This window comes from Enterobacter cloacae complex sp. S2, from assembly GCF_015159675.1.
Taxonomy (GTDB): Bacteria; Pseudomonadota; Gammaproteobacteria; order Enterobacterales; family Enterobacteriaceae; genus Enterobacter; species Enterobacter intestinihominis.
Map to the genome: position 1 here is coordinate 56,423 of NZ_JADDTS010000041.1, position 22,586 is coordinate 79,008.

A 22,586-nucleotide genomic window follows, 5' to 3' on the forward strand; every position below is an offset into this window, starting at 1 on the left:
TGCTCATCAAAGGGATGCAGTAGATTGAGGAAAATCTGCATTCAGGGTTGGAACCATTTAACGCAGTGTCGGCTGCGTGGCGGGGAGCTGTCGCCACTGGCGGATGTGCTCGATCAGGGCTCTGAGCTTGGGGGCCATATTGTGGCGCTGGGGAAAATAGAGATAAAAACCAGGAAAAGATGGAAGAAACGCATCCAGTAAGGAAACCAGCTGTCCTGATTCAATGTACGGTGTGAAGGTGTCCTCCGTGGCAAAGGTTATACCACCGCCGGCCAGCGCGAGGCTGAGCATAAGACGCAGATCGTTAGTGGTGATTTGTGGTTCAATTGCCACATCGAAAGGGACGCCTGCTTCCTCAAACTCCCAGCGATAGGGGGCAACGTCCGGGGAAGGGCGCCAGCCGATACACCGATGAGCGACCAGTTCACGGGGGTGCGTCGGTGCGCAGTGTGTCGCCAGATAGGAAGGTGAAGCCACCACCCGTTCACGCTGCTGGCCCGTAAGGGGAATAGCGATCATGTCTTTTTCGATAACTTCGCCCAGCCTCACCCCGGCGTCATAGCCCGCTGCCACGATATCGAATTCCTCATCTGACACGAAAACATCAAGCGATACCGCAGGATGCGCGGCCGTAAACGAGGCGAGCAGTGGGCCCGAAAGAAATGCTTCCGCAATTGAGGTGACTGCGATCCTGAGCTGTCCGCGCGGTATGCTGTCCGAGGTGACGTCGTCAAAGGCCGCCTCAATGTTGGCGATGGGCCCCAGCAACGATTTATGCAACCGTTCACCCGCTTCGGTGAGCCTTACCGAGCGCGTGGTGCGCATCACCAGCAGGGTCTGAAACCCATCTTCGAGACGTCTTATCCCCTGGCTGACAGCGGAACGGGTGATGCCCAGCCGCCCGGCGGCCGCGCTGAAGCTGCGCTCCTCGGCGACCGCCAGAAAAAGCGGTAACAAATTAAGATCAATTTTCATTGTTTAACATCGCTAACCAGTGAGTCCAGTAAAGGCAGGATACAAGAAACAATGTTGAGACTCTATGATTGCTTTGAACTCAACTGAAGGAGCAAAACATGAACAAAGTGATCTTAATTACCGGTGCCTCCAGCGGTATTGGAGAAGGTATTGCCAGAGAGCTGGGAAAGGCAGGCGCAAAAGTTTTCTTGGGGGCTCGCAGGCTGGAGCGCATCCACGCCCTGGCTGATGAAATCCGCAGCGCAGGAGGAGAGGCAGAGGCTCAGGTATTAGACGTTACCAGCCGCCAGTCGATGGCTGCCTTCGTTGAGGCTGCACTGGAAAAGTGGGGCCGCATTGACGTTCTTATTAACAACGCGGGCATTATGCCTCTGTCTCCGCTTTCGGCTGGCAAGCAGGATGAGTGGGAACGCACCATTGACGTAAATATCAAGGGCGTACTGTGGGGTATTGGTGCTGTTTTGCCGATTATGGAAGCCCAGGGCTCGGGGCAGATCGTCAATATAGGCTCGATTGGTGCCTTGTCCGTCGTGCCCACGGCCGCCGTCTATTGCGCGACCAAATTTGCGGTACGGGCCATTTCCGATGGTTTACGTCAGGAAAGTTCGAACATCCGTGTGACCTGCGTCAACCCTGGGGTAGTGGAAAGCGAACTGGCCTCGACCATTACGCACGAAGAAACCATGGCGGTGATGGATGCGTACCGGGCTATTGCTCTCAAACCGGCTGATATCGCTCGCGCCGTGCGCCACATCATCGAGGCGCCTGAGAGTGTCGATACCACCGAAATCACCATCAGACCTACGGCCTCTGCAAACTAACGTAGCGGGTCAGGCACCAGCCTGACCCGCTTCACCCTCTTACCACGGCTGTTCGGTCGGCATAATAAACAGCTCTGCCACGTCCACATGTTCCGGTGCCTGCAATACGTAAAGAATCGAGTCGGCGATATCATCGGCTTTCAGGAACGTCATCTTCTCCTTCAGCTGTTCCATCTGTGCACGATAATTTTCGTCACTGATATGCTCGAATAATTCACTTTCAACGGCACCCGGCTGAAGCGAGGTGACGCGAATGTTGAACTGAGGGGCCAGCTCCATACGCAAAATATCCGAGAAGGCGGCAACCGTGTGCTTCGTCGCGCAGTATACGCCCAGTCCGGGAAACGTTTTACGCCCGGCGATCGACGAGGTATTGATGATATGACCCGAGCGCTGTGACTGCATAATCGGCAGTACGGCCGCGACCGTGTTAAACAGGCCCTTTACGTTTACATCTACCATTCGATGCCACTCGTCAACCCGGAGGCTGGCGATATCCGAAATCGGCATCAGCCCGGCGTTATTAAAGGCGATATCAATATGGCCATAGCGTTTGTGCAGTGCCTCCACCCCTTTATTAACTGAGGCCGGGTCAGTGACATCCATGGCCAGCACCATGGCTTCCCCGCCAGCAGCCTCAATTTCAGACACCAGCGCCTGAAGACGATCCAGACGGCGGGCAGCGAGACCCACCCTGACGCCCTGTTCCGCTAACTTTTTGGCCGTGGAGGCACCAATTCCGCTTGAAGCACCGGTGATGAGCGCGACTTTACCGTTGAGTTCCATAGTTGATCCTCTTGAGAGTTAATTTCAACGCTTCAGAAAGAATGTCTGAAGTACGGGTCAATAATGGATCTTTCTGGCAATCGCTTCGCGCGGGCTTTTGCTCAAACTGTCGGGCTTTTGCTGCGAACGGCATCGCTGCGATAGTGGGAGGGCGTCACGCCGTTATGCCTGAGGAATACGGCAGCAAAGTGGCTGGGGCTGGTGTATCCGACGTTCAGTGCAATATTGATAATGGAATCATTGCTTTCCGATAGCATGCGACGCGCCTCCTCCATGCGTAGCCGGATAAAGTAGTGAGAAGGGGAAAGTCCGGTTGACTGTTTAAAGGCGCGGCTAAAATGGTATTCGCTAAGATCGGTCAGTTCAGCCAGGCGTGCCAGGTCAAACGGCTGGGCTAACCCTTCACGCATTGCCGTGAAGACCCGGTGCAGCTTAAATGCCTGCAAGCCCCCGCGGTGTCGTTTCGCATGTGTGCCATAGGTGCGAATCAGATGTACTGCCAGCGCCTGCGCAATGCCCTGGATAAACGGGCCGCTGTGTGGATTTTGCAGATACAGCTCCTGACGTATCTGCTCCAGCAGGGCGGATAGCGTGTCGTCGCGCGCGCCGGAGACTTCCCGCAGTTCATACTCCTGCATCATAGCCACTCCCATATAAACATGCATAACGACGAAAGGCGTATCTGGCCCGGCGTGCCAGCGCATTTCAGTAGGAGAAGCCGCCGTTGTGAGAAAGAAATCGCCTGCGGTAACGCGGTTTGCTAACCACGGCTCACCGGGGGAACGCTCCTCAACGACGGCATTACCTGAGAGGATCCAGACGATAAAAGGCTCCGGCACTGCCGGAATAATGACGTTTTCCTGCACGTGTCTGCGCGCCAGAATTTGCACGAATACATCCCGGGAAGATTGCGCCCGATGTTCCCTGATCAGCTTGCCGGGAAGGTATTCTTCAAAGGTCTCTGCGGAAGTACGCTGCGTCATATTTATCGTTGCCTTTAGCTATGCCAGTTGCACCAGGTTCACCGCCGGAAGAGGCCCTCCGGGGAATTGTTGTAGCGTACCGCCAACCTCCAGGTTGCCTAAATCAATACTTGCGAAGCCCAGTTGCCCGGCTAAGGCTGTTATTTCCGCCTTTGCGTCAGGATGGTCTCCGGAGATAAAGACGACACGACGGCCACCCGCCTGCGCCGGATCCTGAGCCAGCACCCCTGCAAGGAGAGTATTGAAGGCTTTAACGACGCGTGCACCCGGAGCCCACTGTGTCACCACCTGGCTTGAGTTTTTTCCGCCCAGTTCAGCCAGCGTGAAGCCCGGCAGTATGACCGGGTTGGTCGCGTCGATCAGGATACGCCCCTCCCAGTTGATGCCGCGTAACGCGGCCTCGGTTTTGTCCCAGTTTGTGCTGACAAAAACGATGTCGGCCTGGGCGGCCTGTTCTACGGTGCCAGCGCGAGCCCCGTGGCCCAGTTTCTCAACCACCGCAGTCAGGCTTTCCGGCCCGCGGCTGTTACTCAGAATAGCGTTCATGCCCGCTTTAACCAGTTGTTCTGCAAAGGCTTGCCCGATAGCGCCAGCGCCGATGATACCTACAGTAGTCGTTTTCATATTGTATTTCCTTCATTGAAGAGTAGTGAACATGCACTGAGAGTAGTAATCTTTGACCTATCTGAATAGCCTATATAATTAGATGGAATCCATCTGCTGGAGCGATACATGCTGGACGGTATGTCTGTTGATCAACTCCGCACCTTTATTGCTGCCGTTGATGAAGGGAGTTTTTCCGCCGCCGGTCGCAGGCTGCGGCGCGCGCAGTCGGTTGTCAGCGCGACGCTGGCAAACCTTGAGGCACAGGTCGGGTTTCCATTATTCGATCGTACCGGGCGTTATCCGACGCTGACGGAGGCGGGCGTCGCCATGCTGGAAGCGGCGCGTCTTGCCACTGCCGGGATGGACGCCTTTAAGGCTAAGGCGCGCACCTTAGCCGAAGGTCTTGAGCCTGAACTGGCGGTGTCCGTCGACGTGATGTTTCCCGTAGCGCAGCTCACCGCTGCGGTGCAGGCGTTTCAGCAGGCATTTCCTGACACCCCGCTGCGTTTGTATGTGGAAGCGTTGGGGGCGGTGTTCCAGCCTTTACTGGACGGTCATTGCCGGGTGGCGATAACCGGATCGCTGCCGCATCTTCCGGCGGGATGCATCTCAGAATTCCTTCTCAGCGTGCCTGCGGTGGCCGTTGTCTCCCCTGAGCATCCGCTGGCGAACGCGTCCGGTCCGATCCTTCGTTCACTTTTACAGGAACACGTCCAGCTGGTGCTGACCGATCGCTCCTCTCTCACCGTGGGCCGAAGCTTTGGCGTCATGTCGTCAAAGACATGGCATTTAGCGGATATGGGCGCGAAGCACGCCTTCCTGCGTGCCGGACTGGGGTGGGGTTATATGCCGCTGCCAATGGTCGAGGAAGATCTCGCAGCGGGAAAACTGGTTACGCTGAACGTGCCGATGCAGCCCGACGTCGGGCCCGGTTTTTCCATGCAGGCGGTGCACCTGGAGGAACATCCGCCCGGCCCGGCCGGACGCTGGTTCGTTAACAGGCTGAAAATGCAGGCTGGCATGCCTCTCAACGAACGCAGCGGATCCGGCAAGTGAGCTCAACGGATAATTCAGGTTTTGTTGCTGTTGCATGTCTCCAGTATCGCACCGGCCCGACGGGCCGTGGCAGGCAGGATGTCGGCATCGGCTACGTAGCCATCGGGATCGAGACAGCGATTGTGTTCTCTCGCCTGTTGCAGGATCGCTTCATCCCAGTAGAGGCGCTTACGCTGATCGCCGCGGGTCGTCAGAATAAACTCCGTTTTGCCGTCAACCGCGCGGTAGCGACGCCAGCTGTTTGCCGGAACAGAGATCACCGAACGTTCCGGAGCGATAACGCTCACTTCTTCGCCCGCCTCGTTCCAGGTGATCTCCAGCTGGCCTTTAAAGACCATAATGACCTGAATATCCGGGCAGAGATGGCGGCCCACAACGTGATCCTCGGCGAGACGCAGCCATTCGACGGAAAAACCGTGCGGGCTCACGATAGCGGGAGCGGAATCCCGATCCTGTGAAATGCCGAAACCGATAACCGGCGCAATTTCGCCGCCGTGTCCTGGCAGCACCGAATCCAGCAGTCCCTGGGCTGACCAGCAGCGGTCATCGCCGGTTACCGCACGCTGGCGCATCTCCTCAACGCTGTAGTCACGCAGCCCGGCAATATATTCCTCTGACAGCGGCGTCAGCAGCGCGGCGGGGTCAGGCCGCGGATCGCCGGTTTCCTGTGTGATAAGCATGTTGTCTTTACTCAAATACATTCCGTATTCGCTGGCTGCCGCCAGCACGGAAGGATGCCAGATGATGCCGCCCGTGTTGTCCCCGCCGAGCACCGTAAACACCATACCGCTGGTCTCTTCTTTACTGACGTTGGTGAAACCGCGGAAGATCCAGGTCGGTATTGAAAGGATAGTGGGTGCGCTAAATTCAGCTTCATGCTCGCCGTTGGCGCCCCAGCGAAAACGCCATGTTCCTTCATGGATGAGGAACACCTCGGCGGTGAAATGCAGATGCAGATTATTTGTCACCCCTTTCGGCATAGCCGCCGCGCCAATGTTAAAGCCGTGCGGCTCGGGAATATTGACGACCTGCTCGCTGGACTGGGTTACACCCGGGCCGATGAAGGAATAGTTTTGTTTGAGATGCGAGCCGGGTAGCTTGCAATCAATAAAAGCAAGATTACAGGAAACCATGTCCTCGGGGGCGATTAACCGTGTTCGTGCCTGACTCTGGGTAAGATGGATGGTTTTCATTATTTCTCCTTTTAATAACCGGATGCACCGGTGGTAGGGATAGCGTTGCCGCGGGCGAGAGCAATGGCTTCACGCGAGGCGCGACCCAGTTGCATAACGTCGTTTGCAGGGGTAACAAACTGAAAACCCTGATCAATGCGCGCTGCGGCGGCCGCGCCGGAAGTGCAGAAAATTCCGGCAATCTTCTGCTGCTGGCGGCAGCAGTGAATCACCCGCTCAATAGCAGCAAGCATTTCGGGATGTTGGGATTCGGCGCTGGCGCTGCCGGTCAGCGTCAGTGAGAGATCGTTGGGGCCAATAAACACACCGTCCAGCCCTTCGGTATCAAGGATGGCGTCAAGATCAGCCAGCCCTTCGCGGGTTTCGATCATCGCCAGCGTCAGGATCTCGTTGTTAGCGTGCTGTGGATAATCACTGCCGCCGTAGAGTAGACCTCTGGCCGGACCAAAGGAGCGAACACCCAGCGGTGGATAGCGACAGGCAGCGACAAAACGGCGAGCCTGTTCCGCGCTGGAGATCATCGGGCAGATTACGCCGTAGGCTCCTGCGTCTAATACGCGCATGATTTGCGCCGGATCGTTATCTGCCACCCGCACCAGCGGCACGGCAGGCGTGGCCGATAGCGCCTGTAGCATTGACAGCGCGCTGGCAAAATCAATCATGCCGTGCTGCAAATCGACGGTGACGGCGTCGTAACCCTGATGGCCCATAATTTCCGCGCTATAACCGGACGGGATCGCCAGCCAGCCGTTTATGATGGGAGTATTTTCCAGAAATGCGGTCTTTAAACTGTTTTTGCGCACTGTATGCACTCCGTTATCCACTGACGCAGCAGCGGCGCGATCTCATCCGGGGTTTCCAGCGGAATAAAATGCCCGCCAGCCTCCACCGTATGCCTGGTCACGTTCGCGTTGCCTGCTGCCAGTAGCTGATGATGATGGGGCGTACAGATAACGTCCTGCGCGCCGTTTAGAAGTAATGTGGGGCAGGAGAGGGCGTTAAACGCAGTCCGGTTGTCCTGCCGGTGAATGGCCATTTCCGTTTGCCCGGCAAAGGTCTCAATGCCGCACTCTTGCGCCATTCGGCAAATAGTCTCTTGCAGGATCCGATCGGACAGACGTGACGGGGCGACATAGCTCTGCCACAGCGAGGAGACCAGCCAGTCGGCCAGGCCCCGCGCCTGTGCGGTGCGTACCGCTTCCCGGCGTGAAGCGAGGGTGTCTGGCGCAACGGGCAACGGATTAACGGAAATCAGCGTCAGCCCGTTCACTCTTTCTGGCGCGTCGGCGGCCATTTGCAGCGCGACTATGGCACCGAGAGAAAACCCTGCCAGCAGAAAGCGCGGCGGCAGAACCTCTAATAACCGCCGTGACGCCTGCGGCGCGGACTCCGCACCCGTCAGCGTAATACACGACACCGCTGCGACATTCAGCCGTTCAATAACGGGCTGCCAGAGCCGGGCGTTACAAAGCGTGCCACCAAGCAGCACCAGTGGCAGATCGGTATTGTCCAGAAGCGGATATTCCATTGCATCCCTCACGTAGCCGTCCAGCCGCCGTCAACCATCAGGGCACTGCCGGTGATCAGCCCGGCGGCGTCTGAGGCGAGAAACACTACCGGGCCCATAATGTCCTCCAGCCTGCCTAACCGGCGCAGCTTGATGTTGTCCAGCACGTACTGGCAGAACGTCGGATCGGCGAGCGCCGGGCGCGTCAGGTCGGTTTCAATGAAGGTCGGGCACAGCGTATTAACGCGGATCCCCGCATCGCCCAGCTCCAGCGCCATCGTTCGGGTTAACCCTTCAAGCGCGAATTTGGAGGCACAGTACACGCTACGCTCGGGGCCACCAACGTGTCCCATTTGCGATGAGATGTGAATAATCGACCCTCCCTTACCGCCCGCCCGCATTCTGCGCGCCACGCGCTGGCTGACAAAAAAGGTGGCGCGCAGGTTAAGCGCCATCACCGCATCGAAATTGTCCTCGTTCACCTCAAGAAACGGCTGGTGGCGTGCCAGCCCGGCACTGTTCACCAGAATGTCGGGCGTGGGCAATGTCGCCAGCACACGCTCCACCTCCTGAGCGTCGGTAATATCCAGCTCCAGCGGGTGAAATGCGAGCCTGTGTTCCGCTGCCAGACTTGCGGCATGCGCCAGCGCCTCGCGGCCCAGGGCGGCGATCCATACCTCTGCGCCCGCCTGTGCGAGGGCGACGGCGGCAGCGAAGCCAATCCCTCTTGACCCGCCGGTTACCAGCGCGCGTTTGCCGTGCAGGGTGAAAGAGGGCGTTTGCAAAAGCGTCATGGCTTACACCTTTTCCCTGACCGGGGCCGGTGTGGCGTAGGGAACCTCCGTCTGGCCATAACGGCGCACGCGAATATTGGCCTGCTCGGCATGTCCGGCGAAACCCTCCAGCAACGACAGACGCGAACAATAGCTGCCGATTTCGGCAGTGGCTTCGTCGCTGAGGACTTTCTGGAAGGTGCAGGTTTTCATGAACTTGCCCACCCACAGGCCGCCGGTATAGCGTGCGGCTTTTTGCGTCGGCAGGGTGTGGTTGGTTCCGATCACCTTATCGCCGTAGGCCACGTTAGTACGCGGCCCAAGGAACAGCGCGCCGTAATTGGTCAGGTTAGCCAGGAACCAGTCGTCCCGGTCGGTCATCACCTGAACATGTTCGGAAGCGATACGATCTGCCTCCAGCAGCATCTCTTCGTAGCTGTCGCAGACGATGATTTCCCCGTAGTCCTGCCAGGACTGGCGGGCAATGTCGGCGGTAGGGAGCTTTTCCAGCAGCCGTTCCACTTCGCTGAGCGTCTCTTTGGCAAGCTGGAGCGAGTTCGTCAGCAGGATGGCAGGGGTGGTGACGCCGTGTTCGGCCTGGCCCAGCAGATCCGTGGCGCACATTTCCGCGTCAACGGTGTCATCGGCAATCACCAGCGTTTCCGTCGGACCGGCAAACAGATCGATACCTACCCGGCCGAACAGCTGGCGTTTGGCCTCCGCGACGAAGGCGTTACCGGGGCCGACCAGCATGTCGACCGGTGCCAGCGAGTCCGTGCCCAGCGCCATGGCGCCTATCGCCTGAATGCCGCCAAGGGCATAGATTTCCGTTGCGCCAGCCATTTTTTGCGCCGCGACAATCGCCGGGGCGGGCTGACCGTTAAACGGCGGGGCACAGCTGATAATTCTTGAGCACCCCGCCACGCTGGCGGTGATAATCGACATGTGCGCGGAGGCGAGCAGGGGATATTTTCCGCCAGGCACGTAACATCCCACGGCGTTAATCGGAATATTTTTATGCCCGAGAATAACGCCGGGACGCGTTTCAATTTCCAGATCACGCAGGCATTCTTTCTGCGCGCGGGCAAAATTCGCCACCTGCTGTTGGGCGAATTCAATATCCTGAATATCCTGGCGGCTTAACTGTTTTATGCAGCGGTCGATCTCCGCGGGGGTCAGACGATAATCCTGACGGTCATAACGATCGAATTTAATGGATAATTCGCGAATGGCTTTATTTCCACGCTTTTCAATATCCGCAAGTATTTGCTCAACCGTTTCTCTTATTTGCTGGTTGGCTTGCTGGCGCTCTTCGGTAGATTTACCGGTTTTTAATTTCCAGGACACACGCTTCTCCTTACCTTTTTTAGATGTCAGTTGTCCTCCCGGCAGTCCGGGAAAGGGTGTTTACTTCAGAGTGGGTTATTGATCCGGCGCGGCGGCGTACGCACCGTTTTTTAATAATTGGGCTGAGGTTTGCGTTTTACGGGCATATACCCATCGAGCGGACAGCGGCGTGGCAATAGCGGCCACAACGGAAAGGGCGGCAATCAATATATAACCGGACGACAGGTTAATATGTTGCATCATTACGCCCATCATTACCGGCCCGACAAACATCCCGCAGGAATAAATGGTCTGGAATAGTCCCATTCGCGTGGATTGTTCATCAGACGAGGTATTCACTACGCTGAGCGACATGAATGCGGCAAAGGCCATACCGAACGAAAAACCTGCCAGCGCCTGCCACAGGTAAATGACGTACATATTGCTGGTAAAGGGAATGCCGAAGGTGGAGATCACCTGTAAAACGATGCCGAGCACGGCGGTTTTTACCAGCCCAAGGCGCTGATAAAACACCGAGCTGCACAGGGCGATGGCCAGCCCGTAAAACAGAAGGTGGATGTTTCCGAGTACCGCGAGGATCCCCGCCCGGGCGCCGAGCTGTTCGGCGTAGACCGGCGTCAGGGTGTCCCGGGTGGCGAAGGGCACCAGAATGACGACGGTCGCCAGGATGCCAATCAGCCAGACGGAACGGTCGGCCAGCTGCTGGCGCGCGCCGGTGATGCAGGCTTTAAGCGTGGGGGCCTGCACCGGGTCGTGCACGTCCTGAATGCGGGTCGTCAGGATCAACGCCACCAGGGCGGAGATGCAGGAGACAAAAAAGGCGATGTTATTGGCAAAATAGTGGATCAGCACCGCGCCAATACAGTTGCCGAGAAACACGCCGATGGGCCCTGCCAGCGCCAGCAGCGCGACGGCGGCAGGGGCTTCGTTGCGACCGAAGTAACGCATGAACAGGATGTTGTACAGCACCCATGTCGCCGCCGTGACGCCGTCTGCCGCTTTCGCCAGATACAGCGTAATGGCATTGGGTTCAAGCCAGGCAATTGGCCAGGCGATAATTGGCAGCAGCAGGCCAATCTGGATGAAGATCCTGCGGCTTTTAACCACGTCGGAAATAATGCCTAACGGGAAGCGTATCAGAAGGGTTGCCAGCCCGGATGCGCCCATGATGATGCCCATGATCTGTGGCTCAATGCCCTGGTTGATCATCATGGGGGCCAGGAATGCATCAATGCTATGGATGCAGATAAAGAACAGGATGCTGATGATGAAAAAGAGCCGGGCTTCCCGACGGCGTAACAGTGCTTGAAACATGGTTTTGAACCTCTTAAGAATTAATGGGTTATAACCAGTCAGGGACGACGTTTACCGGTTCAATCCTTTGGGCGACTCCTGTTCTCTCCGGTATCTTTGACGGTATGAAAACTCTTTGCATACGTATTCAAGATTTGAAGTTACGAAAAGGTTTCATGTTTGTAAAGTGATCTCGATCTTGTTGTGAGAATTTTAATTTTTTGTGTTGCATACGCATGCAAAGGTGGTGTAAGTATAAAAAACACCCACTTGCTGAGGCGTTTGAAGCACGCGCAAATGGGCAGGACGTTGATAAGGAATCAGGGGTAATGAAACGTAAGACTTTTGCAGCAGTCACATCCCAACAGGTCGCTCAACTGGCGGGGGTATCACAATCTGCGGTGTCGCGAACGTTCACGCCGGGGGCCAGCATTTCACCGGCAACGCGTGAAAAAGTGCTGAAGGCGGCGCGCGAGTTGGGCTATCGCCCGAATGCGATAGCCCGTTCGCTCAACACGGCGCGTTCGCGCATTATCGGTGTCGTCATTTCTTACTTTGATAACCCCTTTTACTCGCAGGTGCTGGAGGCGCTGGCACAAAAGCTGGATACGCTGAACTATCACCTGCTGCTGTTCGTTGGCGACCGGGACGGTAACGTTGACCGTATTTTTGACCAGATTATGCAGTACCGGGTGGATGGCATTGTGCTGGCCTCGGTGACGCTGTCGCTGGAGTTGTCCGAGGAGTGTCTTGCCGCCGGGATCCCGGTAGTGCTGTTTAACCGCAGCGAAGAGAGTGGCATGGCCTCCAGCGTCAACAGTAATAACGAAGCGGCCGCGCGGCAGATTGCCGAGTTTCTGCTGGCGGGGGAGCACAAGCGTTTTGCCTACGTGGGCGGCGTGGCTGATTCCCCGGTCAATATCGCCCGCCAGCACGGGTTCATCTCCACGCTGGAAGAACATGGCATCACCGATGTGCGGGTGGTGCACGGGAATTACGACGCTCAGCAAACCACCCGGGCGGCTTATACCCTGTTTTCGGCGTCGCCAGCGCCGGATGCGGTCTTTGTCGCCAACGATCATATGGCCGTCACGGTAATGGATGTGGCGCGCTATGAGTTTGGTTTGCGCATTCCGGAGGAGGTCTCCATTGTCGGGTATGACGACATCGGCCCTTCCGGCTGGCCCTCTTATGCGTTGACCTCGGCGTCGCAGCCGGTCGGCGCGATGGTAGATGCCACGGTGGAACTGTTAATGAAGCAAATTGACAGCGGAACCATAGAGCCTGAACAGATTACGGTGCCCGGTACGCTGGTGATACGCCATTCGGCGCGTCGCCCACGCAGCGGCGTTATCGAAACCAATGGTTTAACGCTATTCCAGTCTAAGGAGCGCACATGACCAGATTGCGGGGCTTCAGCCCTCAATTCGACTCTATCCAGCAGTTCATTTTGACGCTGACGCACGTGGTGTGGGAGCAGAAAGATATCGGCCAGCTGGCGGATATTTACGCCACGCCGGTGGTTTTCACTACCCCCGAAAAACAGCTGCATGAGCTTTCCCAGTTTATGCGCCTGACGCTTGAGGCGATGCACAGCTTCCCGCAGCGAGCGGTGCTGACGGAGGATATTCTGTGCAGCCAGAACCCGGGGGACGAGTACTATGCGGCTCAGCGTACCGTAGCCCGCATTCAGCATCAGGGGGAGGGGTTTTTTGGCCCGCCGACCGGGAAAAATGTCTGGGTCCGCACCTGGGCCGATCGCATCTGTGTTGATGGGGCCGTACGCCAGGAGTGGCTGCTTCAGGATCGTGCAGCGATTGTGGCGCAACTGGGGCTGGATATCCGCGAATTTGCCTTTAACCTGGCGACCATGCGCCAGCAGCTTGGCGTGGAGGCGGTCTCTGCCGAGACGCTGGATGCCCGCTGGGCGGGCGGGCCCGAGGGCGACGACGTAGAAGGGGCGCTGGCAGGCGTCGTTGAGCGCTACTTAACCATGTGGGCGGGCGGTAACAGTGGCGTGGTGCCCGGTCTCTATCACCCGGCGGCGACGCTTTACGCGCCGGGTCATTGCCTCTGCACCGGTGAGCAGGAAATTGGCGCACAGCTTTCTGGCTACCGCGCTTCATTTGCCGACAGCGAAACGCAGCTCCATCATCTGATTGTGCGTAAAGATCCTAACGAGCCGATTCGGCTTTCCCTGCGCTGGTCGTTATTAACCTGGCATGACGGTTACGGCAAATTTGGTGCGCCAACCCGTAAACCCATATCAATTACCGGTATCAGCCAGCTTGAATTACGTGATGGTTTAATTTTCCGTGAATATCTGGGGATCGATGAATTAGCGATCTGGTCGCAAATAGTAAATTAACAGGGGCGGCAGCCCCCTTATTCTGGCTGCCGAAAATAATCGAGTTTCATTCACCCTCACTTACGGGTGCGGGTTCTTATTGTCTGAAAACAGAGCAGGAGTTTATATGTCTTCCACCGAAGCAACAAATAAAGCACCAGCCGTACCCGAAAAAAGCAGCGTGAAATCGCTGAAAGAGGAACCTGTATTACAGGTGGAACGTCGTGATTTTGTCGATCTGGTACCGGAAAAAAGACCGCGCGTGCAATCATTACGCGGCTTTGATGACTGCTATACCGATATTGTCGATTATATAGTTCGCTGCACCCATAAAATATGGGACGAGCGCGATGTCGGCTTAATTTATTCTCACTATACCCATAACTGCGTGCTGTATAACGCGCTGGGGACACTCTATAACCGTGAGCAGGTGGTACAGGATACGCTGCAACGCTTAATTGCCTTCCCGGAGCGGCGCGGCATGGCAACCCAGGTTATCTGGAACGGAAATGATGTTGACGGTTTTTATACCTCTCACCTGGTGACGGGAAGCGGGCGGCATACCCAGCACAGCCATTTAGGCAAGCCGACCAACCGCACCTTCGTTACCCGTACCGTGGCAGATTGCATGATCCACGAGAATAAAATTTACCGGGAGTGGGTGGTCAGCGACAACATGTCGTTAATGAAACAGCTTGGCCTGAATACCGATCAAATCGCATTTAATATGGCAAAAGAGCAGTTCGATAAAGGCTTCCGCGTGATGGACATCGGCGAAAATGGCCGCATGCTGGGACAATATCCGCCGGAGATGGAGTGCGATGTATCCATTGCACACACCGATACGGAAGAGCAGTGCCTGCGCTGGCTGCATGAGATCTACAATCGTCGGATGTTCGGCAAAATCAAAGAGGTTTACGCCCCTAACGTGCAGTGGCATGGCCCGCTGATGAAAGAGCTGTACGGCACCGCGGCGGTAACCCATCAGACGCTGGCGCTGGTGGGGATGATCCCTGACGGCGCGTGGCTGCCGCAGCATATCTGTTCCAACCCGTGCGATGAAGGCGGCGTCAAAGTGGCGGTTCGCTGGATCATCGAAGGGCATCACCTGGGTTACGGCGAACTGGGCAAGCCGACCGGAGAACGACTGTTCGTGATGGGCATGTCGCACTACCACATCGTCAACGGCAAAATTGTTGATGAATGGGTCGTGTATGACCACCTGGCGCTGCTGGCGCAAATCAAACTCGGCCAGATGGAGGACGCGTAAATGTTAAATCAGGTGAGCTGGATTAAGCGCCCGCAGGGGCAGGATGCGCAGGCCGATCGTTCTCTGACGGAGAAGGTCAGCGCCATTATCGAGCGCGTGAAAACCGAAGGCGATACGGTGCTGAGAGCCTTTTCGCAGCAGTTTGATAACGTCGTGCCGACGCACTTTGAGGTGAGCGAGCAGGAGATCGCCGAAGCACTGGAGGGGATGGATGCCCAGACGCGCCGCGACAGCGAGTTTGCTATTAATCAGGTGCGTCGTTTTGCGCAGGCGCAGCTGGCGACCATGCAGCCGCTGGAAGTTGAGACGCTGCCTGGCGTACATCTCGGTCACCGGATCATCCCGGTGCAGACGGTGGGCTGCTACGTGCCGGGTGGGCGTTACCCGATCCTCTCTGCGCCGGTGATGTCGATTGTCCCTGCGACGGTGGCGGGCTGCGAACAGATCATCGCCTGTCTGCCGCCGGGAGCGCATCCGGCGATGATCGCGGTTTGCCATCTGGCGGGCGCGCACCGCATTTTCAGGGTAGGTGGCGCGCAGGCCATTGCGGCCATGGCCTGGGGAACGGAGAGCATTCCATCGGTGGACAAAATCGTTGGGCCAGGCAACGCCTTCGTTAACGAAGCGAAACGCCAGGTGTTTGGTCGAGTCGGCATTGATGCCCTCGCCGGGCCGAGCGAGATTTTCACTATCGCTGACGACAGCGCCGATCCGCGCATTCTGGCCGCCGATATGCTGGCGCAGGCAGAGCACGATATTCATACCCGCGTCGGGCTGGCGACAACCAGCCGGGATATCGCTGAGCGTACCCTGGCGGAGGTTGAGCGTCAGCTTGCCAGCCTGCCAACGGCCGCCACGGCGGGGGAGGCGTGGCGCCGGCAGGGTGAGATTGCGCTTTGCGAAGATGAAGCGCAGCTGATTGCGTTTGCTGACCATATGGCGACGGAGCATTTGCAGGTGCATACCCGCGATCCGCACGCGACGGCGGCGAAGATCCGCAACTATGGCTCGCTGTTTATTGGTCAGAACGCCAGCGTGGTGTTCTCTGATAAATGCTGCGGCACCAACCACACGTTACCGACGATGGCGGCGGCACGCTATACCGGCGGTCTGTGGGTTGGGGCGTACGTCAAAATCTGTACCCATCAGTGGATTGACGAGCAGGGTATCCCGGCAATCGCAGAACCGGCGATCCGCCAGAGCCGTACCGAGGGGATGCAGGGGCACCGACGGGCGGCGGAAATTCGTCTGCGTCCGCAGGACATTGATGCCATTACTACCGGCATGCGGGACTAAAACGTATCCCGGGCAGCCTTCTGCCCGGTTTTCATCACGAGGGAGCCTGAGACTATGAAGCGCCTGATACCGCCAGACGACTGCCCGGAGGAAATTGCCCGCCGTCTCGACGTCATTCAGCAGCACCGGGCGCTCAACGCGATCCTCGGGGTTAACCCTGACGCCATGTCTCAGGCGGAACAGCATCAGCAGCAGCGTCGACGCGGGGAGCCGATCGGCCCCCTGCACGGCGTGCCGTTGATCGTCAAAGATAATATTGCCTGCGCACCGATGCCTATTACTCTTGGCTGCCGGGCGCTGGCCTCACTTAACGCGACGTCGGATGCGCTTGTTATACAGCGGTTGCGCAGGGCAGGAGCGATTATCCTCGCCAGAGCGAATATGTCCGAGTTTGCTTTTGACGTGCGCTCGCGAAGCTCGCTGGGGGGCGATGTGGCAAACCCGCTTCGCCCGTCACTCACCGCCGGAGGTTCCAGCGGAGGATGCGCCGCGGCGGTGGCGGCGGGGATGGCGGATGGCGCATTGGGTACCGATACCGGCGGCTCTATCCGCATTCCCTGTAGCTATACCGGGCTGGTGGGGCTACGGCCTGCTTTTCGCCGTTCACAGCTGGATGGCGTGGCGCCGCTCTCGCCCAGCAAAGATACCGTTGGGCCAATGGTACATAGCGTTGAAGATGCCGCCTTGCTGCATGCGGTGATCCATGGTTTGCCACCGGTTGCGCTTCCTGTGCGTTCGCTGAAAGGCGTTCGCTTTGGTGTGGTAACCGCGTTACAGGGAGAAGATGAGGTACAGCTGGAGGTCTGGCAGTCGGCGCTGCACTCGTTGCGTCGTGCCGGAGCAACGCTGGTGGAGGTATCATTACCTTTGCTGGACGACGTAAGTCAGGCGACATGCCTGAGCCTGTATGAATTTCGCGTGGCGATTGACGACTGGCTTAGCAAACAGCCTGGCGCTCCCTCCGGACTGACAAGCATTGTGGACTCCGGCGCTTACCTGCCAGAGTTTGCGCCGTTTCTACGTCAGATGCTGGCGAGTAGCACGCTGAAAACTCCGCTCTGGCTGGCGGGGCGTCGCTTTCAGCGCCTGTTGCGGCAGAACCTTTGCCAGGTGGCGGAGGTGCAGCGCATCGACGGATTTGTGTATCCCACCGTACAACGATTACCAGAAAGTATGGCGAAGATGCCGCCAGGCTGCGCGCCGGAACTGGCCGCCATCAGCGGCCTGCCAGCTATAACGTTGCCGTGCGGCGTAAGCCGTATCGGTCTGCCGGTGGGGATGGAGATGTTATCGGTGCGGGAGAATGAGACGGCGCTGATGGTGCTGGCGCTGGCGTGTGAGGGGGCGCTGGGCTAGAAGGGACAGATATAAAAAGCCCGCAGAGCTTGCGCCGTGCGGGCTTTCAGCACTTCATCGGATGACTCTGGTAATCACCGATGGAGGATTATTGGGCTGGTGGAGTCTGAATAAATTCATTAATAGGCTGTTTTTTTTTGATAATTTATAAATTCTACTTTCACGGGTATGCCAATGGCGATTTGTTGCAGTGTTTCCTGTGGTTAAGCAAACCTGTTTTTTGAATGGATCACATCAAGAAAAAGCTTTTTTGGATTTAACTGTTCACCCTTAACTTATATTTAGAAAGAAAAAGACCGGCTGTTGCCGGTCTGAGGTCGGTTAAGCCGTTACGGGTTTGTCTTCCTGTAGCTACTTCTAAGAAAGGGCAAGTCTGCGCACAGTCATCAGGAAATCGAATGGGGTTGAATCCCACAACTCAGGTGAGAAATCAAATCCATACCGGCTTTTGAATTGCTCATCCAGCCTGTCTTCGTAAAGCTTAAGAAAACAATCGACCTCTTCGGCTAACTCTTTTAACATCCAATCTGGGGCTGTTTTTTTATAGCGTTCAATAGTGCCCTCAATAGTATCCTCTCCCTCATTTATGAGGTCATGATCCTGATTGAAATAACCCTGAATCAGCTGATCAATATGATAGAAATTTTGCATAATCCATTTGTCCTATGGGGTCGGGAATGCTGTAAGGATATAGCGACAGAGCTGGTCATCCTTGTACTCGGAGTTTGGTTCAAAAGGCATTGAGTAGTTGCCTATTGCAGAACATCTTTTGCCGATGAACAAGAGGCGTGGCAAGCGGCATATGGGCACTGGATGCAAAAATGTAAAACTGGGGTTACTGAAGTTAGCGCTGGCCAAAGTTTTGCCGAGTGGACGTAATGTGGACATGGGCAAAAAAAGGGGTTACGTTTTCACGTAACCCCTTGTTTTATTTGGTGGAGCTGGCGGGAGTTGAACCCGCGTCCGAAATTTCTACATCCTCGGTACTACATGCTTAGTTTGTCTTTACATTCGCACGCCAGCTGCGGACAAACACGCCACTAACGAACTAGCCTGATTAGTTTTAACGCTTCAACCCCAGGCAGGGTTTCCACGCGATCTCTTTTGGGTTTGACCTCTCTTTGATCCCCGTCTTAAGAGCGGAAGCTAGGGAGAGAGGGCTCTTAGCAGGTTATTAAGCTGCTAAAGCGTAGTTTTCGTCGTTTGCGACTATTTTTTTGCGGCTTTTAACGAGGCAAACCGCCCCTCGGCATGCACCTTGGGTTTCGCAAATCCCGTCGAATCCAGAATCAGCCCCAATAGTGTTGAACTCAGTATACCAGATTTCACTTCCTCGATACCAGCCCGAAACGCTAACTTATTGAATAGTACAATAAGCGCGCAGAATCAACGTCCTGCGTTTTTCATGATACGTGCTTTGTCGAGCTGCCACTCGCGTGCTTTCAGGTCAGTACGTTTGTCGTGCTGTTTCTTACCTTTCGCCACGCCGATTTTCACTTTGCACCAGGCATTTTTCCAGTACAAAGAGAGCGCCACCACGGTGAAGCCTTCGCGGTTGATGCGTCCGTAGAGGGATTCCAGTTCGCGCTTGTTCAGCAGCAGCTTACGGGTGCGGGTTGGATCGCAGACGTAATGTGAAGAGGCGACGGTCAGCGGCGTAAAGTTCGCGCCGAACAGGAAGGCCTCACCGTCTTTCAGGATCACGTAGCTGTCGCCGATATTGGCTTTCCCGGCACGCAGCGATTTTACTTCCCAGCCCTGCAACGCAAGGCCAGCCTCGAATTCTTCTTCGATGAAATACTCGTGGCGAGCACGCTTGTTGAGCGCAATGGTCGCCGAACCAGGTTTATGTGCTTTTTTCTTCGTCATAAGTGTCGTAAAGCCGTCGGTAATCTGATTTTAAAAAGTCACCTCATTGCGTCCTGTGAGGTCTAACGCGCTATCTTAGCACGAGATAAGGCTTAGCGTTTTTTTAACAGGTGATAAATGTTATTATTTGTCTGTTGTGTGACCATGGAAAATGCTATGCCTCAGATTAGCCGTACTGCGCTTGTTCCCTACAGCGCGGAACAAATGTATCAGTTAGTGAACGACGTTCAGTCCTATCCGGAATTTATTCCAGGATGCACCGGTAGCCGGGTGCTGGAATCCGGCCCGACTCAGATGACTGCGGCCGTGGATGTCTCCAAAGCGGGGATCAGCAAAACGTTCACCACGCGCAATACCCTGACGAGCAATCAGAGTATTTTGATGCATCTGGTGGATGGTCCGTTTAAAAAACTGATGGGAGGGTGGAAGTTTACGCCACTGAGCGCTGACGCCTGCCGCATTGAGTTTCATCTGGATTTTGAATTTACCAATAAGCTGATCGAACTGGCGTTTGGTCGAATATTTAAAGAGCTGGCCTCGAATATGGTTCAGGCGTTCACCACGCGCGCCAAAGAGGTTTACAGTGTCGCATAAGATTGCTGTTGAGGTGGTGTATGCGCTGCCGGAGAGGCAGTATTTGCAGCGCGTGACGCTTGAAGAGGGCGCCACCGTTGAGGCGGCTATCCGGGCCTCCGGCATCCTTGAACTTCGCCGTGATATTGACCTGGCGAAGAATAAAGTCGGCATTTATAGCCGTCCGGTTAAGCTCGGTGATGTGCTGAAAGAGGGCGACAGGGTTGAAATCTATCGTCCGCTGATTGCCGACCCGAAAGAGTTGCGCCGTCAGCGAGCAGAGAAATCCGGTAAGTAGCCAAATAAACATACACAAAAAAGGTGCTCATTGAGCACCTTTTTGCGTTGCTGACGCCTGATTATTTGGTCAGGGCAGGCTTGTTGTCGATGTTGGTCAGCACTCCGGCACTGCTGAAGGTCAGCGTCAGGGTTTGCTGGGTCACATCTTCATGACCAGGCTGCTGGCGGAATACATAGAACCAGGTGTTTGTGCCGAACGGATCGGACATCATCGGGGTTCCCAGGGCATAAGCGACCTGCTGTTGTGTCATACCTACGCGGATTTTGGACACATCGTTAGGAGTAAGGTAGTTCCCCTGGTTGATGTCAGGACGGTAAACCACTTTCTCCAGAGTGGAACAGCCTGCGGTCAACATCAGAAGAACCGCTGCGGCAGCGGTCAGCGTTTTACAGCGCATAGTGATTTGATTCCTTTTCGGGCCCGAGCAGTACGCGGCTCATATGTAATATGCCGATGATAATAGACCTTGCCCCACTTTGAAACTGGTCTGGCGGCGTTTTTGTTGTTCTGTATGACCCTGAGATCCCGAAAAAGTTTATGCCGCCAGCAGTTCTTTCGCATTCGCGAGCGTATTACGGGTGACTTCACTGCCCCCCAGCAGGCGTGCCAGCTCCTGCAAGCGTGAGCGTTTATCCAGCGGCTTCATGTGCGTTTCCGTCATTTCGCCATCGGTTTCCTTGCTAACGATAAAGTGGTGATGACCACAGCCGGCGACCTGCGGCAGGTGAGTCACACACATAACCTGCGTCGATTCACCCAACTGACGCAGCAGTTTGCCGACAACGGCCGCGGTCGGGCCGCTGATACCCACATCCACTTCATCGAAAATCAACGCCGGGGTTTCCATTTTACGGGCGGTAATCACCTGAATGGCCAGGGCGATACGCGACAGTTCACCGCCGGAAGCCACTTTCGAAATCGCCTGTAAAGGCTGGCCTGGGTTGGTGGTGACGCGGAATTCTACGCGGTCTGCGCCTTCCGCCGTCAGGTGATGCTCTTCAAAGCGAACATCAATAGTGAACACCCCATGCGGCATCGCCAGCGTATGCATGCTGTCGGTAATATGCTGGCTAAGCTCCAGAGCATAGTGCTGTCGCACGTCGTGCAGCCGTTTCGCCGTTTCCAGCGCCTGCTGATGATGCAGATTAACCGCCAGAGACAAGGTTTCGAGGGAATCGGCTTGATCGTCCAGCTGCTGCTGTTCCTCCAGCAGAGACTGATAGTAATTCGGCAGCTCTTCCGGGGTAACTTGATGCTTACGCGCCAGTGAAATCTGACGGGAGATGCGTTGCTCAAGCTCGAACAGACGGTTCGGGTCGAGATCCAGACGTTCACAGTAGTGGCGTAGCTCATCCCCGGCTTCTGAAATCTGAATTGCGGCCTCTTCCAGCATTTCCAGTACGCCAGAAAGCTTATTGTCCATGCCGGTCAGTTCGGTCACAAGCTGACGCACGGTATATAGTTGGCTCTGCAAATTCACGTCTTCGCCATCCGCCAGCATGTTCAGGGCATTCTGACTGATGGAAAGCAGCTGACCGCTGTTGGCCAGACGCTTGTACTCCTCGTCGATTTGCTCAAATTCACCCGCCTGAGGGTTAAATTCGTTCAGCTCTTTCAACTGATATTCCAGCAGCTCGGCGCGCGCGGTACGCTCCTGGCTTTGCTGTTGATGCTGCGCAAGTTCGCGGCAGCTTTGATGCCACTGACGATAGTGCTCAGCCATGAGTTGAGTAAGCGCGTACTCACCCGCGTAGCCATCGAGCAAGGCTTTCTGCTGCTCGGGTTTGATTAGCTGCTGGTGCGCGTGCTGACCATGGATCTGGATGAGCAGCTGGCCCAGCTCGCGAAGCTGGGAAAGGGGAACCGCTGTACCATTGATAAAACCGCGGGAGCGGCCATCACTGCTGATGACGCGACGAAGTAAACACTCACGTCCATCTTCCAGCTGGTTCGCTTCCAGCCAGCGCAGGGCGGCAGGCGTGTCTTTTAACGAGAAGCGGGCGCAGAGATCGGCACGGGCCGCACCTGTGCGCACCATATCACCCTCTGCACGACCGCCGAGGCACAAGCCGAGGGCATCAATGGCAATGGATTTACCTGCACCGGTTTCACCGGTAATCGCCGTCATTCCGCTATGGAAGTCGATCTCAAGCTCACGAACAATGGCAAAGTTGCTGATGGTCAGTTGTGCCAGCATAATTGTTTTCCTGTATGAAAAACCATAACTGTGTTTG

At 56.1% G+C, this 22,586-nt stretch carries 23 protein-coding genes and 1 other RNA gene; 9 read left to right on the forward strand and 15 right to left on the reverse strand.

Annotated elements, in window-relative coordinates:
- Window positions 1-57: 57 nt before the first annotated feature.
- Window positions 58-975 (reverse strand): LysR family transcriptional regulator, encoded by a 918-nt coding sequence (locus IPZ49_RS18755; RefSeq protein WP_022649106.1) that lies wholly within the window; start codon window positions 973-975, stop codon window positions 58-60.
- 98 nt (window positions 976-1,073) lie between these two features.
- On the opposite strand from IPZ49_RS18755, the gene IPZ49_RS18760 reads away from it, so the two are divergent.
- Entirely contained in the window at window positions 1,074-1,796 is a 723-nt protein-coding gene (locus tag IPZ49_RS18760) for an SDR family oxidoreductase (protein WP_046621224.1), read from the forward strand.
- Between the two features lie 39 nt (window positions 1,797-1,835).
- On the opposite strand, the gene IPZ49_RS18765 is transcribed toward IPZ49_RS18760, so the two are convergent.
- From IPZ49_RS18765 to IPZ49_RS18775, 3 genes are all read right to left on the reverse strand, one after another.
- Window positions 1,836-2,582: an SDR family oxidoreductase gene (locus IPZ49_RS18765; RefSeq protein WP_063146931.1), complete on the reverse strand. Its 747-nt coding sequence runs from the start codon at window positions 2,580-2,582 to the stop codon at window positions 1,836-1,838.
- A 101-nt stretch (window positions 2,583-2,683) separates the two neighbouring features.
- Window positions 2,684-3,565: a helix-turn-helix domain-containing protein gene (locus tag IPZ49_RS18770; protein WP_063146932.1), complete on the reverse strand. Its 882-nt coding sequence runs from the start codon at window positions 3,563-3,565 to the stop codon at window positions 2,684-2,686.
- A gap of 18 nt (window positions 3,566-3,583) precedes the next feature.
- Complete coding sequence (locus IPZ49_RS18775; RefSeq protein WP_063146933.1) at window positions 3,584-4,189, reverse strand: NADPH-dependent F420 reductase; 606 nt, start codon at window positions 4,187-4,189, stop codon at window positions 3,584-3,586.
- 108 nt (window positions 4,190-4,297) lie between these two features.
- Here IPZ49_RS18775 and IPZ49_RS18780 point away from each other — a divergent pair, with 108 nt between their 5' ends.
- Window positions 4,298-5,227 carry a LysR family transcriptional regulator gene (locus tag IPZ49_RS18780; RefSeq protein WP_022649101.1) on the forward strand — a complete coding sequence of 310 codons (930 nt, stop codon included), beginning with the start codon at window positions 4,298-4,300 and terminating at the stop codon, window positions 5,225-5,227.
- Window positions 5,228-5,241: 14 nt separating this feature from the next.
- Here the strand turns inward: IPZ49_RS18780 and IPZ49_RS18785 are convergent, their stop codons facing one another.
- From IPZ49_RS18785 to IPZ49_RS18810, 6 genes are all read right to left on the reverse strand, one after another.
- Window positions 5,242-6,420, reverse strand: a complete 1,179-nt coding sequence (locus IPZ49_RS18785) for a hypothetical protein (protein WP_058676718.1) — start codon at window positions 6,418-6,420, stop codon at window positions 5,242-5,244.
- 11 nt (window positions 6,421-6,431) lie between these two features.
- A complete protein-coding gene (locus IPZ49_RS18790) occupies window positions 6,432-7,223 on the reverse strand; it encodes an HpcH/HpaI aldolase/citrate lyase family protein (RefSeq protein WP_022649099.1) in 792 nt (263 codons plus the stop codon).
- Entirely contained in the window at window positions 7,205-7,948 is a 744-nt protein-coding gene (locus tag IPZ49_RS18795) for an alpha/beta fold hydrolase (protein ID WP_023298422.1), read from the reverse strand. The genes IPZ49_RS18790 and IPZ49_RS18795 overlap by 19 nt, the downstream gene beginning before the upstream one ends.
- 8 nt (window positions 7,949-7,956) lie before the next feature.
- Complete coding sequence (locus tag IPZ49_RS18800) at window positions 7,957-8,721, reverse strand: SDR family NAD(P)-dependent oxidoreductase (RefSeq protein ID WP_063929135.1); 765 nt, start codon at window positions 8,719-8,721, stop codon at window positions 7,957-7,959.
- 3 nt (window positions 8,722-8,724) lie between these two features.
- Window positions 8,725-10,047: a histidinol dehydrogenase gene (hisD, locus tag IPZ49_RS18805; protein WP_022649096.1), complete on the reverse strand. Its 1,323-nt coding sequence runs from the start codon at window positions 10,045-10,047 to the stop codon at window positions 8,725-8,727.
- Window positions 10,048-10,122: 75 nt separating this feature from the next.
- On the reverse strand, window positions 10,123-11,361 hold the full coding sequence (locus IPZ49_RS18810) for an MFS transporter (RefSeq protein ID WP_022649095.1): 1,239 nt from the start codon (window positions 11,359-11,361) through the stop codon (window positions 10,123-10,125).
- A 308-nt stretch (window positions 11,362-11,669) separates the two neighbouring features.
- On the opposite strand from IPZ49_RS18810, the gene IPZ49_RS18815 reads away from it, so the two are divergent.
- The 5 genes from IPZ49_RS18815 (at window position 11,670) to IPZ49_RS18835 (ending at window position 17,609) form a co-directional block, all read left to right on the forward strand.
- Window positions 11,670-12,740 (forward strand): LacI family DNA-binding transcriptional regulator, encoded by a 1,071-nt coding sequence (locus IPZ49_RS18815; protein ID WP_032625871.1) that lies wholly within the window; start codon window positions 11,670-11,672, stop codon window positions 12,738-12,740.
- Window positions 12,737-13,708, forward strand: coding sequence for a nuclear transport factor 2 family protein (locus IPZ49_RS18820; RefSeq protein WP_063146935.1), 972 nt, complete (start codon window positions 12,737-12,739; stop codon window positions 13,706-13,708). The genes IPZ49_RS18815 and IPZ49_RS18820 overlap by 4 nt, the downstream gene beginning before the upstream one ends.
- Before the next feature lie 106 nt (window positions 13,709-13,814).
- Window positions 13,815-14,957 carry an ester cyclase gene (locus IPZ49_RS18825; protein WP_015571629.1) on the forward strand — a complete coding sequence of 381 codons (1,143 nt, stop codon included), beginning with the start codon at window positions 13,815-13,817 and terminating at the stop codon, window positions 14,955-14,957.
- Window positions 14,958-16,253: a histidinol dehydrogenase gene (hisD, locus tag IPZ49_RS18830; RefSeq protein ID WP_063146936.1), complete on the forward strand. Its 1,296-nt coding sequence runs from the start codon at window positions 14,958-14,960 to the stop codon at window positions 16,251-16,253.
- Window positions 16,254-16,307: 54 nt separating this feature from the next.
- Entirely contained in the window at window positions 16,308-17,609 is a 1,302-nt protein-coding gene (locus IPZ49_RS18835; RefSeq protein WP_063146937.1) for an amidase, read from the forward strand.
- Between the two features lie 357 nt (window positions 17,610-17,966).
- Here IPZ49_RS18835 and IPZ49_RS18840 read toward each other — a convergent pair whose 3' ends face one another.
- The 3 genes from IPZ49_RS18840 to smpB all read right to left on the reverse strand — a co-directional run bounded on the left by IPZ49_RS18840 (window position 17,967) and on the right by smpB (window position 19,478).
- Window positions 17,967-18,260 carry a contact-dependent growth inhibition system immunity protein gene (locus IPZ49_RS18840; RefSeq protein WP_023298414.1) on the reverse strand — a complete coding sequence of 98 codons (294 nt, stop codon included), beginning with the start codon at window positions 18,258-18,260 and terminating at the stop codon, window positions 17,967-17,969.
- 282 nt (window positions 18,261-18,542) lie between these two features.
- Window positions 18,543-18,906: a transfer-messenger RNA gene (gene ssrA / locus IPZ49_RS18845) on the reverse strand.
- Between the two features lie 89 nt (window positions 18,907-18,995).
- Window positions 18,996-19,478 (reverse strand): SsrA-binding protein SmpB, encoded by a 483-nt coding sequence (gene smpB / locus IPZ49_RS18850; protein ID WP_003863115.1) that lies wholly within the window; start codon window positions 19,476-19,478, stop codon window positions 18,996-18,998.
- A gap of 156 nt (window positions 19,479-19,634) precedes the next feature.
- Between smpB and IPZ49_RS18855 the strand changes: the two genes are divergently transcribed.
- Both IPZ49_RS18855 and IPZ49_RS18860 read left to right on the forward strand, forming a co-directional pair.
- The gene (locus IPZ49_RS18855) at window positions 19,635-20,072 is read left to right on the forward strand and encodes a type II toxin-antitoxin system RatA family toxin (RefSeq protein WP_003863117.1); all 438 of its coding nucleotides are present in this window, start codon (window positions 19,635-19,637) and stop codon (window positions 20,070-20,072) included.
- Window positions 20,062-20,349 carry an RnfH family protein gene (locus IPZ49_RS18860; protein WP_063146938.1) on the forward strand — a complete coding sequence of 96 codons (288 nt, stop codon included), beginning with the start codon at window positions 20,062-20,064 and terminating at the stop codon, window positions 20,347-20,349. The genes IPZ49_RS18855 and IPZ49_RS18860 overlap by 11 nt, the downstream gene beginning before the upstream one ends.
- A gap of 61 nt (window positions 20,350-20,410) precedes the next feature.
- Here IPZ49_RS18860 and bamE read toward each other — a convergent pair whose 3' ends face one another.
- Window positions 20,411-20,749, reverse strand: a complete 339-nt coding sequence (gene bamE / locus IPZ49_RS18865; protein ID WP_003863121.1) for an outer membrane protein assembly factor BamE — start codon at window positions 20,747-20,749, stop codon at window positions 20,411-20,413.
- 138 nt (window positions 20,750-20,887) lie between these two features.
- A complete protein-coding gene (recN, locus tag IPZ49_RS18870; RefSeq protein WP_063146939.1) occupies window positions 20,888-22,549 on the reverse strand; it encodes a DNA repair protein RecN in 1,662 nt (553 codons plus the stop codon).
- Between the last annotated feature and the right edge of the window lie 37 nt (window positions 22,550-22,586).

Bases quoted from the DNA above. Each gene is read 5' to 3' on its own strand.
- IPZ49_RS18755 (WP_022649106.1), bottom strand. From the start codon at position 975: ATGAAAATTGATCTTAATTTGTTACCGCTTTTTCTGGCGGTCGCCGAG.
- IPZ49_RS18760 (WP_046621224.1), top strand. From the start codon at position 1,074: ATGAACAAAGTGATCTTAATTACCGGTGCCTCCAGCGGTATTGGAGAA.
- IPZ49_RS18765 (WP_063146931.1), bottom strand. From the start codon at position 2,582: ATGGAACTCAACGGTAAAGTCGCGCTCATCACCGGTGCTTCAAGCGGA.
- IPZ49_RS18770 (WP_063146932.1), bottom strand. From the start codon at position 3,565: ATGACGCAGCGTACTTCCGCAGAGACCTTTGAAGAATACCTTCCCGGC.
- IPZ49_RS18775 (WP_063146933.1), bottom strand. From the start codon at position 4,189: ATGAAAACGACTACTGTAGGTATCATCGGCGCTGGCGCTATCGGGCAA.
- IPZ49_RS18780 (WP_022649101.1), top strand. From the start codon at position 4,298: ATGCTGGACGGTATGTCTGTTGATCAACTCCGCACCTTTATTGCTGCC.
- IPZ49_RS18785 (WP_058676718.1), bottom strand. From the start codon at position 6,420: ATGAAAACCATCCATCTTACCCAGAGTCAGGCACGAACACGGTTAATC.
- IPZ49_RS18795 (WP_023298422.1), bottom strand. From the start codon at position 7,948: ATGGAATATCCGCTTCTGGACAATACCGATCTGCCACTGGTGCTGCTT.
- IPZ49_RS18800 (WP_063929135.1), bottom strand. From the start codon at position 8,721: ATGACGCTTTTGCAAACGCCCTCTTTCACCCTGCACGGCAAACGCGCG.
- IPZ49_RS18810 (WP_022649095.1), bottom strand. From the start codon at position 11,361: ATGTTTCAAGCACTGTTACGCCGTCGGGAAGCCCGGCTCTTTTTCATC.
- IPZ49_RS18815 (WP_032625871.1), top strand. From the start codon at position 11,670: ATGAAACGTAAGACTTTTGCAGCAGTCACATCCCAACAGGTCGCTCAA.
- IPZ49_RS18820 (WP_063146935.1), top strand. From the start codon at position 12,737: ATGACCAGATTGCGGGGCTTCAGCCCTCAATTCGACTCTATCCAGCAG.
- IPZ49_RS18825 (WP_015571629.1), top strand. From the start codon at position 13,815: ATGTCTTCCACCGAAGCAACAAATAAAGCACCAGCCGTACCCGAAAAA.
- hisD (WP_063146936.1), top strand. From the start codon at position 14,958: ATGTTAAATCAGGTGAGCTGGATTAAGCGCCCGCAGGGGCAGGATGCG.
- IPZ49_RS18835 (WP_063146937.1), top strand. From the start codon at position 16,308: ATGAAGCGCCTGATACCGCCAGACGACTGCCCGGAGGAAATTGCCCGC.
- IPZ49_RS18840 (WP_023298414.1), bottom strand. From the start codon at position 18,260: ATGCAAAATTTCTATCATATTGATCAGCTGATTCAGGGTTATTTCAAT.
- smpB (WP_003863115.1), bottom strand. From the start codon at position 19,478: ATGACGAAGAAAAAAGCACATAAACCTGGTTCGGCGACCATTGCGCTC.
- IPZ49_RS18855 (WP_003863117.1), top strand. From the start codon at position 19,635: ATGCCTCAGATTAGCCGTACTGCGCTTGTTCCCTACAGCGCGGAACAA.
- bamE (WP_003863121.1), bottom strand. From the start codon at position 20,749: ATGCGCTGTAAAACGCTGACCGCTGCCGCAGCGGTTCTTCTGATGTTG.
- recN (WP_063146939.1), bottom strand. From the start codon at position 22,549: ATGCTGGCACAACTGACCATCAGCAACTTTGCCATTGTTCGTGAGCTT.